This window comes from Winogradskyella sp. ABM4_392, from assembly GCF_056160445.1.
Window position 1 is genome coordinate 87965 of sequence record NZ_JBSWXE010000001.1, and the last position, 12926, is coordinate 100890.

Genomic DNA, 12926 nt, shown 5'->3' on the forward strand with positions numbered 1-12926 from the left:
TGAATTAAAGTCATGAAAAAAATTCTCCCTACTCTATTTATCTTATTAAGTTTAGGCTTGTATGCACAAGTTGGTATTGGCACAACAAACCCAGACAGTTCAAGTATTTTGGATGTTGAATCTGATGACAAAGGTATTCTAATCCCAAGAATGACAGCATTAGAGCGCATTGGAATAACATCACCAGCCGAAGGCCTAATGGTGTATCAGACTGACGATGTTAAAGGATTTTATTTTTATGATGGCACTTCTTGGGATCGTATGTTAAAAGAAAGTAAAGACCCTGTGCCAACTGGTGCTATATTTAGTTTTCCTCTAGAAACTCCACCAACAGGTTACTTGGTTTGCGATGGCAGTGCTGTTAGCCGTACAACCTATGCCGATTTATTTGCGGTTTTAGGTACAAGTTATGGAGCTGGAGATGGTACTACAACCTTTAATCTGCCAGATTATAGAGGCAAATTTCTTAGAGGTTACGATAATGGTGCTGGCAATGATCCAGACGCAGCAGCACGACAAGACAGAGGAGATGGCACTACTGGTGATGCGGTAGGCACTTTACAAGATGGCGAAATGGAAAGTCACTTGCACCAAGTGGATCCTCCTTTAATTTATTCTGATTATGCAGGTAATCATCAACACAATACTGCAAGCCAGTCCATCACTAGTTATTCAGCTGGTAATCATAGTCATACATTATCAGGTTCAGGCTCTAGCTATACCGGTTTAAATGGGAATCACAACCATACGTTGAGAGGAAGAGTTTTAAGTTTAAACCTTTCAAACACTTGGTTGGGTACCGATTACTTTTTAATTGAACCAACTGGTGGGGCAGACACATATAACACAGCCAATGATGGGGATCACACTCATACTACGTCATTACCTTCTTCCACCAACAGTTCAGGGAGTCATACACATAATATTAATATTCCTGGTTCAAACACTTATCCTTCTGGCAGCCATTATCACAATGTTGACATTCCTAATTTCTCATCTGATAGTACAGGAGGATCTACTGAGAATAGACCATTGAATATTACCGTAGTGTATTGTATAAAGTTTTAACTATTAATTAATTTTTAATTTTAGTTTTTGGAAAGAGTCGCTGTAGGGAGCGACTTTTTTATTTTTTAATTAATAAATCACCCAAAAGTGTGAGGCCTTAGGTACTTTTTTAGTGGATATTTGTACAACTATTAATTTAGTACAGAAAAAATCATTAAAAGGGAATTTGCAGTAGGGAGCAATTCCCTTTTTTGTTTAAAACCATTTTATAGTAAGTTTGGCAAGTTTCTCTTTAAGGTTAGTATATGGCGGAAACAATAATTCATTAATACCAAAGGTATGCTGCTTTACCACTGCACGCTGGTTACTAAAGGCTTTAAAACCATAAAAACCGTGGCTTTTACCTATACCACTGTTATTTATTCCGCCAAACGGTAAGTTATGGTTAGCATAATGAATCACATTAGTGTTGATACACGTGCCTCCTGCTCTTGTATTTCTAATTATCTTCTTTGTGTTTCTTTTACTGTTACTGTAAATGTACAACGCTAATGGTCGTTCTTTGGAGTTGATATAAGTAATGGCTTCATCTAATGTTTTATAGGTAACGATTGGTAAAACTGGTCCAAATATTTCCTCATTTAATAATGAAGCCTCCTCACTTATATCTGAAACTATTGTTGGCGCTATATATTTTGAATCGGCTTCTATCTCACCACCAACATCTACTTTGGCATTTAAACTTTTAGCATTTTCTAAATGAGTTTGTAAACGCTCAAAATGCTTTTGGGTTACAATCCTTGCATAAGAATCTGATGTCTTAGGCGTATTTGTAAAATAATGTTCTATCCATTTTTTGCAAGCCTTGGTAAACTTCTCTTTTACAGTTTCATCTATTAAAATATAATCTGGTGACACACATATCTGCCCTGCATTCATAAACTTTCCCCAAACAATTCGCTTTGCAGCTTTATCAATATTAGCAGTACCATCTATTATTGTTGGAGACTTCCCACCCAACTCAAGTGTCACTGAAGCTAAATGTTTAGCTGCAGCAGACATCACAATTTTACCAACATTTGGTGAGCCAGTAAAAAAGATATGATTAAATGGTAATTGTAATAATTGAGTGGATGTTTCGACTTCACCTTCTACTAATGCCACATCTTCTTTTTCAAAAACAGTTTTTATAATTTCAGTCATCAAAGCTGAAGAATTAGGTGTCATCTCTGATGGTTTTATAATTACAGAATTACCTGCTGCAATTGCAGACACCAAAGGTCCAAAGGTTAAGTTAAAAGGAAAATTCCATGGTGAAATAATTAGGCAGACACCTTTAGGTTCATAAATATAATAGGAGCTTGAGCCTAGCATGGACATGGGTGTATCTACCTTTTGCTTTCGCATCCATTGACGTAAGTTAGACTTTGCAAATTTAATTTCGCTTATAATCGGATAAATCTCGGTGAGTTCTGCTTCTACTCTAGGCTTGTTTAAATCTTTGTGTAAAGCTTCAATAATTTGATCTCTAAAGGTTACTTCAATAGCAGTCTTCAGTTTTTTTAATTTCTCTATTCGAGAACTGTAAGGCATAGTCCCTATTTTTAGTTGTAGGGATTGTTGTTTTATAAATAACTGATAATAAGGGTTTTCATTAAAATCTATACTGTCCTTTTTCATGTGCATTTAATATAATTATACCTGTGCATTTCATCGACGACATCTATAAAGCATCTCTTTTGAACTGAAAATCAACGTTTTTAACTCAACAAAGCAACCTTTTTAAAGGGCTAAAAGCTCATTTTATGTATTTCATCGATGTTTTTGACTAACAAATGTCAGTTATCTAATTATCGCCTTGTTTCGTCCAAAAATTTCACTTAAAACTAACAAACCGATGTTTCTTTGAACCGAAATTAAAACAAAACGATTTAATAACAATGAAAAAAGGTTTAGTCATATTAGCTTTCTTAACAATGTCTCTAGCAGGATTTGCTCAGCAGGACGTTGTAAGTAACAGTGGGACTGAATTGGTTGAAACTATTAAGCCTGAAAAGCCAGAAGTTGCAAAAGCTACTATATCTGCTAGAGCAAAGGCTAAAGTTTTAAAATTAAATCATAAGAAAAGTAACGAGATTATAAGTATTAAAGCTTACAGAAAAAGTCTTCAAATTAAAGTTAAGACAAAGAAGCTTTGCTAATTAATATGCTATTAACCATTGAAAAAGCCAAAACGAATGTTTTGGCTTTTTTTTATGAAATCAAAAAACTACAGAAACAATTCCATTTCATATTGATCTACTGTATTTACCAATCCAAATTTCTCTACCGCTTCAATTTTATAAATTAGTCTATTATCTATATTATTAATCCTAACTGTTGAATTAATAGATTGTATTGCCAAAAATAAGTTTTGCCAATGTCTATTATTATTTCCCATAACTTCAAACTGAGCGATATAACCACTTTCAGAATTAATTACAAAATAAGATTGCAGCTCTCCTTGAACCTGTACTTGAAAATAATCGTAATTTCCCTTTACTAAACTCTCTCTTTGATTATCCCAAGAATATAAATTTTGATTTTGAAACTCATTAAATTTCATATCACTATATGCAACTTCTCTCAAAGAATACTTCATTTTGTTCTGAATTGAAAGTATTCCCTTATAACATTTGTAGTGTTTACAGATTTTAAACCCTGTACCTTCGTAAGATTTTATAGCTTTTTCATTCTCTGTAATGACTTCTAGTTGACATTTTGTGACTCCATTTTTCATTAAACTTGGTATAGCATAATCATAAATATCCTTTACAATTCGTTTACCTCTATATTCAGGTATTACTCCTGTGCCAGAATTATAAGCTGTTAAGTGCCCTTGCCTTTCATCAATAGCATTGATAATAAAACCTACTAATTTATCACCATCAAACATTCCATAGGACAGGTTATATTTTACACCTGCAGCCTCCCAACGCTCTCTATAAAAATTGTGATCTGTTGGCATTTTAACAAAATAATTCTGAAATGCTGAGAGAAAACAATCCATTAAAACCTCAAAAGGTGTATCTGTTAAAGTTCTAACCTCCATTTTGTTTAGATTAAAATATAATAATGGAAAATTACTAATTGCATTTTAGAATTTTATAAGTATTTTCCTGTTAATAAAAAGAATTTGTATTTTAGTAAGGACTATTAATCTCAATTGTGACGAATCTTATTAATATTTGTTCCATTAGATTAAGTAAAACTAACCTCTCCCTACTGTTATGTTTAGTCAGCTTAATTTCTAGTGCCCAAAAAAGAATTTTTAGCCATTACGGTTTACCAGAAGGTTTACCACAAGAAACTGTTAATTGCCTAACTAGTGATACCAATAATTTTATATGGTTTGGCACTAGTGATGGTGTGGTGCGATTTGATGGTACAGACTTTTTTGTTCCTCCTGTTGATGTCAATTCTGGTTTAGATTTAGCTGGTTGGAGAGTCGGTGCTATTTTGACTTCAGACCATATTGTTTATGCTGGCACAGGTCAGAAGGGTATCTTGTCGTATAATACTTCTACCAGAGCTATTCAACAAATAGGCTATAAAGACAGTAATTGCAGTGCACTGTACAAGTCTAGTGCTGGAATTATTGCTGGTTACTTTTCTAATGGAATAGGTCTCATTGATGAATCCCAAAACTTTAAATCACTTCAATTCTCTATAACTGAGCCAAAACGAATTACTAACATTATTGAATACAAGGAGCAAATTTATCTGGGAACAGATGAAGGTGCGCTATACTATTTTGAGGTAAATAACCTTAAAGAGAACACCTCTATTGAACTAACTCAAGTTGCCACGGATGTTACACAAATCAATGAGTTTAAAGAATACAATGGTATCTTACTTGTAGCAACCGATGATGGATTAAAAAAGCTACAAAACAATACCTTAATTGACATTCGCAGTGATTATTCTGCTACAGATAGAAATAAATTTAGTATTACTGATATTATTATTCATAATGAAAGTATTTTCTTAAGTACTACAAGTGGATTACTCGAAGGTAGTGTGGTGGGTTTACCCAATTCAATTAAAATCGATAAACAATATATTGGAACAGATAAGTATAATACCTATTCTATTAGCTCTAGTGGTATTAATGACTTACACTTGGTCAACGATATTTTAGCTATTGGTCATCTAACTCTAAATTTCACTAACCTCAATGCTATTAATGTTTTTGAAAACTGTACAGACAAGTACAAACTAGACAATCCTTCGGTCTTTGCAATATATGATGATAACGAATATAGATGGATTGGAACATCTAGCGGATTAGTTATTGAACATAAGCTATCTAAACAATTTCATATAAATACTGGTATTAGAGCACGAAGCATTGTTAAAAAGAGAAATGGTGATATTTGGGTAGGAAGTAGTCAAGGCATATACGCTTATGAACAAAATGGTCTCCCTTTTCATAAAACAACTCCGGTTCACTATTCAAAATTTATTTCAGATGATGATGTAGATTTATCAAAAAATGTGCGTAGTCTCTTTAAAGATAAGGATGATAAAGTATGGGTAGTAAGTTTTAATAAAGGTGTTTATCGTTTCACCAAAAAGGCATCTGAGAATACGTTACAATTCAATCCAATAATTAAAAAGGAAAAACTAAGCGAATTACCATCACCACTGACTATTAACATCAATCAGGATCATACTGGATCATACTGGTTAACATCGCAAAAAGGACTCTCTCGTATAAGGCTAGATGAAGCTAGTCAGCCAATGATTAAAAACTATTCTGAAAATGATGGTCTTATTACAAGTGGAGTATTAAGTACACTTGTTACAGCTAATGGCGATTTATGGGTTGCCACAAGAAAAGGCATCAGCCATTATAATTCTGAAAAAGATACTTTCATATCCTATGGAAAAAGAGATGGCCTTAGTAATAGTTTTGTGTACCATCTTCAAGACGATAAAAACTCAAATTTATGGATATCTACAAATGGAGGGCTTTTTAGATTTAATACAACAACTAAACAATTCGCTAATTACACACCTAAAGATGGTATACAATCCACTGAGTTTAATCTTGGAGCCGTTTTTAAGAATGAAAACGAAGATTTATTCTTTGGCGGTATTGGAGGCTTAAATAGATTCTCTACTGAAAACGTAAGCCAACTAGATAAAGAATTACCTATTGCCATTACCAGTATCACAAGTGAAGCATCGGCTTATTATACTATAGATAATAATGCGGACTTTAATTTTAACTATGATGAATTTCCAATTCAGATAAAATTCTCTGCTATAGACTATAGACCCAACAAAAATATTGAATATCAATATAGATTGTTACCAAGTAATGACAAATGGTCTAAGCTTAAAGATAAAAATGACATTCAATTACTAAACTTAGCACCTGGTAATTACAAGCTAGAAGTACAAGGATTATCGCGAGATATAGCCTGGAAAAGCACTCCGACCACGATGTCGTTTTCCATTAAACCTCCTTGGTATAGAAGTAATCTGGCCTACTTATCCTACTTGCTTTTGTTTCTCGCTATTGTTTATGCCTTTTATCGCATAAGCTTACAACGGCAAATTGCAGGACAAGAATCTAAGCGCTTACAAGATTTAGATGATTTAAAGTCGCGCTTCATTACCAATATTACGCACGAGTTTAGAACACCTCTAACCATTATTTTAGGGTATTTAGGTAATCTTAAGGAGCGTTTTTCTGATAAAGGCGACGTCAATAGTTCTCTAGAAACTATTGAGCAAAATAGCAACAATCTTTTAGATCTAGTAAATCAAATGCTAGATTTAGCAAAGCTTGAAAAAGGACAACTTAGCGTTAATTTGGTTCAAAATGATATCGTAGAGTTTATATCTCATATCGTTGATAGCTTTAAAAGTATTGCTACAGACAAAGGCGTGTCTTTAAAATTTTCCGCAGAGCCAAAAGACATACTTATGGATTTTGATGCTGAAAAAATTCGTCAAATAATAACAAACCTTATTTCTAATGCTATAAAGTTTTCGCCTCAGCATTCAGAATTAAATATTAAACTGAACAAAAAAGATACTTCAACTTTAGAAATCGAAGTTGCAGACCAAGGTTATGGCATTGCTAAAGATGAACTCCCTTTTATATTCGATCGTTTTTACCAAGTAGAAAATGCCGAGCACAAAGTGTCTCAAGGAACAGGAGTTGGTTTGGCTTTGACCAAAGAATTGGTTGAATTATTTAATGGTACCATAAAAGTAGCCTCAGAGGTAAACGAAGGCACCAGTTTTACTATAACATTGCCAATAAGCAATACTGCCGAAACTAAATCTATAGAGCAAAACGAACGCAAAATGAGTATTGGCACAGTCGTTCCTCAAATAGATGATGTCATCTCAGATGAAGATGCTAATTCCGTTCTCATTGTAGAAGACAATACAGATATGGCTCGCTACATTGCGTCGTGTTTAAAACCAGAATACAAAGTCACCTTTGCTAAAGATGGCAAAGAAGGCTTAGAAATGGCTAGTCAACAAATTCCAGATATTATAGTAACAGACGTAATGATGCCTATAATGGATGGTTTTGAGTTAACCCAAAAACTACAAGCAGATTCCAACACCAATCACATTCCAATCATTATGTTAACTTCCAAAGCAATGCAAGAAGACCGTTTGGAAGGGATTACTAGTGGAGCTGATGCGTATTTAACCAAACCATTTCAGAAAAAAGAATTACAACTGCGAATGCAAATGCTAATTACTAAGCGTAAACAATTACAAGAACGCTACGCAGTTAAATCGGTAGTTGTACAAAAGGAAGAACAACCAAAGCCAACTGATAAAAAACTCATCTTTTTAAACTCTGTTGTTGATGTCATTCATCAACATATTGAAGATTCAAACTTTGGAGCAACAGAATTAGCAAAATCTATGGCAATGAGTGATTCTCAACTTTACCGAAAACTAAAAGCTATTTCCAATACAAGCACAGCCATTTTTATGCGAAAAGTACGCTTAGAAAAAGGAAAGGAGTTACTGAAATCTTCAGAATTATCCGTTTCTGAAATTGCTTATGCTACAGGATTTAACGATCCAAACTGGTTTTCTAAAACCTTTAAGGATGAATATAAGCAAAGTCCAACAGAATTTCGTAATTAATTTATTATCAGTTAATTAAAATTAACTTGAATAAATAATCCTTGTCATTTTTCTTCATTTTGACAAAATACTCCTTGCTTTTGAAAAAATAATCAAGACGATTTTTACACTTCAATAATAATTTTGAAGAGCTATTAATCATTAAATCTCTTTGGGATGAAGACCTCTACATTTCTTGTGTCACTTTTAATCATTAATTCTAGTTTTTTGGCAGGTCATGTTTCCATTCAATTATTCGGAAATGTTAATCCGATTATACTAGGTGGAAGTGAAATTTTTCTTGGCTTGCTATACTATATCAATAGAATAATTAGAGATGTAAGAAACACATTTGATGTAGAGGTTAAACTTTAATCTTACATTTTTAAAACCCTACAATTATGAAGACAATTACAACTATAGCTTTTCTATGCTTTTCGCTCTTAACCTTTGCTCAAGTTGGTGTAGGCAATACAGACCCAAAGGCAAGTTTAGATATTTCGGCTTCTAACACAACAACACCAACCAATGAAGATGGTATTCTTATACCCAGAATTGCTAATTTCCCTACCACAAACCCTGGAGCAGACCAAGATGGCATGATGGTATTTTATACTGGCACTGCTTTATCTGGAAAAGGCTTTTATTATTGGGATAATGGGAGTGCTACTTGGGTTTCGGTAGTTGGTACAAAGAACACTTTAGATCAAGCCTATGACGAAGGTGGTGCTGGCGTAGGAAAAAACATCGATGCTTCAGATGGAGCAGTTCGTATAAATGGTACAGATGGATTTTTGGTTACAGGAACTTTTGGTAATGGAAATTCAATGGATACAGAAATAACTGGTAATGGTGTTCGCATGTTTTTTAGTCCTAATAATGCTGCGTTTAGAGCTGGTTGGGCAGATGGTAACCAATGGGATGCTACTAATATTGGTGATTATTCATTCGCTACTGGCCGCAGAAGCTTGGCAAGTGGTGACTATTCAGCTGTTTTTGGTTATGACAATGTAGCCACAGGAACAGCTTCTTTTGCCGCTGGTTTAAATGGTGGTGCACAAGGTGACTTTGCGGCTTCTTTTGGCGAATTTAGTTACGCAAATGGTGAAAATTCTTTCGCAGCAGGTTATCAAAATGTGGCCAGTGGTAATAGCACAATTGCATTAGGTTTCAACAATGATGCTATTGGTGATTTTAGTGTCTCACTAGGTAGAGATAATTCTACTAATGGAGAAAGAGCTAGTACCATTGGAAGTAATAATTTAGCATCTGGAGATTACAGTACTGCTATAGGATATAGTTCTGACGCAACAGCTCTTGGTTCTGTAGCAATTGGCTATGGCACTACAGCTAGTGGCAGTTTTGCCACAGCTTTAGGGCAACTGAATACAGCATCTGGAAATAATTCTTTTACTGCCGGAGCTAGTAATGTTGCCTCTGGTAATCATTCTGTAGGTCTAGGAAATAATAATACAGCTAGTGGACAAACGTCAACTTCATTTGGGCAATCAAATACAGCTTCAGGAGCTACTTCTCTTGCAACAGGTATAAACACTATCGCATCAGGTGCTTTTAGTTCATCTTTTGGGGTTGACAATTCAGCACCATCATATGCAGAGACAATAATAGGATCTTACGGCACAACCTATTCTACTACTAATTCAAATTTTTTTAACAGTGCAGATAGAATCTTCACAATTGGTAATGGTCAAAATGATACAAATAGAAGTAATGCTCTAATCATCTATAAAAGTGGATTAATGAACATTAACGACGAGTATAATATGCCATTAACTGATGGCACCAATGGCCAAGTCATGACAACAGATGGAGCTGGAAACATTACCTTTCAAGATGCATCACAAGATGCTGATTGGCATGAAGTAGGAACAACATCTGGAGCTAATAATATTAATGATAATATATTTACTCAAGGTAACGTAGGTATTGGCAGCACAACACCAAATGCTTCATTAGATATTAGCTATTCCGGAACTCAAACCAATGGAATAAGCTTAGATTATACTCAAACATCTGCATCAAATTCTTATGGCCAACGTATTACTGCTGAAACCACTAGCACAGGCTTTATTACAGGATTACAAACAATATTGCAAAACTCTAATTCTTCTTCATTAACTACTGCAACTTCAGTAGCTAACAACGCAAATGGAGATGAAAATGTAGGCATATCAACTGTAGTAAATGGTAATGGTGATAATAATACTGGTATATCAACTGTTGTTTCAGGAGCAAGTGATGAAAATATTGGAGGCTATTTTAGTGTAACCTCAGGCGGTATTATAAATACAGGTATTTTTGCGACAGCATCTGGAGGTGGAACCAACTGGGCAGGCTATTTTGGTAATAACGCAGGTAATGGTAATGTATATGTTAATGATTTATTGGAAGTTGCTTCTGCATTTCGTTATACAGATGGAAACGAAACCTTAGGCTATATTCTTAGTAGTAATGCCAACGGTGATGCAAGTTGGGTTGATCCAAGCTCAGTTTTTACAAACACTGATAATCAGAATTTAACAGCCGCTTCATTAACAGGCACAACTTTAAATTTAGGGATTCAAAATGGCACAGGAACTTCTATTGATTTAGGTGTATTACAAGATGGCACTGGTTCTGACAATCAAAACATAGAAAACCTGAGCCTTAATGGTAGTAATATTTTAACTGTTGATATTGAAAATGGTACAGCCGATACAGTAGACTTGTCTACATTAGACCAATCTGGAGATGTAGCTAGCAATCTAACTACTATTACCAATAATACCACAAATATTAACGCGAATACAACAGCCATTAACAACCATATTGCCAACGATGCAGATACTGTAATTGGCAACGAGGTCATCACTGCAGCAACCTTAAACGGAACAGATTTAGAAATCACCGAAGCTGGAAGTACGACAACTGTAGATTTATCTTCATTAAATGATTCTGGAACAGATAATCAAAACATACAAAACCTAAGCTTAAATGCTAGTAATATCTTAACAGTTGGTATTGAAGATGGTGGCTCTGATACGGTAAACCTATCATCTTTAGATCAGTCTACCGAAGTTTCAACTAATGCAACCGCAATTGCAAACCATATTGCCAACGATGTAGATACAGTAATTGGTAACGAGGTCATTACAACAGCTACACTCAACGGTACCGACTTAGAAATTACTGAAGCTGGTAGTTTAACAACAGTCGACCTATCTTTATTGCAAGATGGAACAGGTAACGATTGGAATTTAGCGGGCAATGCAGGCACAAACCCATCTACAGATTTTATTGGCACTACTGATAACGAGTCTCTTTCGTTTAGAACTAATAATACGGAAAAATTAAGGTTAACCACAAAAGGACAACTCGAATACTACAATACTGGCAGATCTGTCTTTATAGGCTATAATGCAGGAAGTAATGATGATCTTTCTGACAATGAAAATGTATTTATTGGCGAATTAGCAGGACAAGCAAATACATCAGGTTCGAGTAATACTTTTGTTGGCTATAGAACTGGTTTAGGAAACCAAACAGGCCTTAATAATATTGCTATAGGTTCTGGCGCTTTAGTTACTAATACTTCAGGTTCAAATAATATAGCGTTAGGTACCCAATCAAATTTTAATGGTTCTGGAAGCCGTAACATTACTATGGGTTTTGATTCTGGCAATAATTTAGGAACAGGAAATGATAACATCATAATTGGTAATCAAGCTGGTAATAGAGATAATTTAACATCTTCTCAAAATGTTTATATCGGATCCTTTGCTGGTGGTGGTACAGTAAATAATGGTAATCCACCATACTTCGAAAAAACAGGAAATGTTTTTATAGGTCATAATGCTGGTAGATATCAAACAGATAGTAACAGACTTTTTATCGAAAATTCAGATTCTAATACACCTTTACTTTATGGTGAATTTGACAATGACATCTTAAGAGCCAACGGTACCTTGCAAGTTGGCGACCCAAGTGGTAGTGGTTATGCATTTCCTACTAATGATGGCACAAATGGCCAAGTTATGACTACAAATGGTACAGGAGTTGTGACTTTTCAAGATTTACCAACTTATACAGATACTGATGACCAACAAATAGATACTTTTAATTTTAACAGTTCTACCAACGTGCTTACTCTAGAACTAGAAGATGATGGTCAAGTAGCACAAACAGTAGATTTATCAAATCTTAACCCAACCAAAGCTGTTGCAAGAATACTAATGAGTGCAGGACAAACCAATACAGGAGCTGGTACAACAAAGGTTAATTTTGATACAAGAGATTTTGACATTGGTGGAAACTTTAACCTTACAAATGATAATTATGTAGTACCAGCTGATGGTTTATATAGAGTTACTGCTCAAGTAACAGCTGATAATTCTACAGGCACAGGAATTTTTAGTGTACGAATTAGAGTTAATGGTGGGCAAGTACGAAGAGCAGAGTTTAACCATACTGGTAGCGGTCAAGTGGTAAGACAAGTGACATCTATTTTAAATCTAACAGCCGGACAAACTGTAGATGTAGCTTTTTCTAGACCAGCAGTTGGCGCTACAATTCTTGCCAATGGTGGCCTCACATTTTTCGAAATAGAACAACTATAACATATTAACCCATAATTGATTGTCTTCAATTATTTTTTAGAGCTTCGACGTCGCTAAAGCTATGTCGAACATACAAAGAAAGCCGAAGTAGGGATCGGCTTTCTTTTTGTTTATTATTTGGCAAGTCATTCTTTCATTTCAAGGCTGAAGTTT

At 34.6% G+C, this 12926-nt stretch carries 7 protein-coding genes; 5 read left to right on the forward strand and 2 right to left on the reverse strand.

Going from position 1 to position 12926, the window contains the following annotated elements:
• The first annotated feature begins 12 nt into the window (after nt 1–12).
• Nucleotides 13–1068: a tail fiber protein gene (locus ACXAFS_RS00325; RefSeq protein WP_475304544.1), complete on the forward strand. Its 1056-nt coding sequence runs from the start codon at nt 13–15 to the stop codon at nt 1066–1068.
• Between the two features lie 195 nt (nt 1069–1263).
• On the opposite strand, the gene ACXAFS_RS00330 is transcribed toward ACXAFS_RS00325, so the two are convergent.
• Nucleotides 1264–2688: an aldehyde dehydrogenase family protein gene (locus ACXAFS_RS00330; RefSeq protein ID WP_475304546.1), complete on the reverse strand. Its 1425-nt coding sequence runs from the start codon at nt 2686–2688 to the stop codon at nt 1264–1266.
• 260 nt (nt 2689–2948) lie between these two features.
• Between ACXAFS_RS00330 and ACXAFS_RS00335 the strand changes: the two genes are divergently transcribed.
• The gene (locus ACXAFS_RS00335) at nt 2949–3209 is read left to right on the forward strand and encodes a hypothetical protein (RefSeq protein WP_475304547.1); all 261 of its coding nucleotides are present in this window, start codon (nt 2949–2951) and stop codon (nt 3207–3209) included.
• Nucleotides 3210–3277: 68 nt separating this feature from the next.
• Here the strand turns inward: ACXAFS_RS00335 and ACXAFS_RS00340 are convergent, their stop codons facing one another.
• Complete coding sequence (locus tag ACXAFS_RS00340; RefSeq protein WP_475304548.1) at nt 3278–4099, reverse strand: GNAT family N-acetyltransferase; 822 nt, start codon at nt 4097–4099, stop codon at nt 3278–3280.
• A gap of 116 nt (nt 4100–4215) precedes the next feature.
• Here ACXAFS_RS00340 and ACXAFS_RS00345 point away from each other — a divergent pair, with 116 nt between their 5' ends.
• From ACXAFS_RS00345 to ACXAFS_RS00355, 3 genes are all read left to right on the forward strand, one after another.
• Nucleotides 4216–8178: a hybrid sensor histidine kinase/response regulator transcription factor gene (locus ACXAFS_RS00345; protein WP_475304550.1), complete on the forward strand. Its 3963-nt coding sequence runs from the start codon at nt 4216–4218 to the stop codon at nt 8176–8178.
• Nucleotides 8179–8334: 156 nt separating this feature from the next.
• Nucleotides 8335–8532, forward strand: a complete 198-nt coding sequence (locus ACXAFS_RS00350) for a hypothetical protein (protein WP_475304551.1) — start codon at nt 8335–8337, stop codon at nt 8530–8532.
• 26 nt (nt 8533–8558) lie between these two features.
• Nucleotides 8559–12773 carry a beta strand repeat-containing protein gene (locus ACXAFS_RS00355; protein ID WP_475304552.1) on the forward strand — a complete coding sequence of 1405 codons (4215 nt, stop codon included), beginning with the start codon at nt 8559–8561 and terminating at the stop codon, nt 12771–12773.
• Nucleotides 12774–12926: the final 153 nt, after the last annotated feature.

Bases quoted from the DNA above. Each gene is read 5' to 3' on its own strand.
- ACXAFS_RS00325 (WP_475304544.1), top strand. From the start codon at position 13: ATGAAAAAAATTCTCCCTACTCTATTTATCTTATTAAGTTTAGGCTTG.
- ACXAFS_RS00330 (WP_475304546.1), bottom strand. From the start codon at position 2,688: ATGAAAAAGGACAGTATAGATTTTAATGAAAACCCTTATTATCAGTTA.
- ACXAFS_RS00335 (WP_475304547.1), top strand. From the start codon at position 2,949: ATGAAAAAAGGTTTAGTCATATTAGCTTTCTTAACAATGTCTCTAGCA.
- ACXAFS_RS00340 (WP_475304548.1), bottom strand. From the start codon at position 4,099: ATGGAGGTTAGAACTTTAACAGATACACCTTTTGAGGTTTTAATGGAT.
- ACXAFS_RS00350 (WP_475304551.1), top strand. From the start codon at position 8,335: ATGAAGACCTCTACATTTCTTGTGTCACTTTTAATCATTAATTCTAGT.
- ACXAFS_RS00355 (WP_475304552.1), top strand. From the start codon at position 8,559: ATGAAGACAATTACAACTATAGCTTTTCTATGCTTTTCGCTCTTAACC.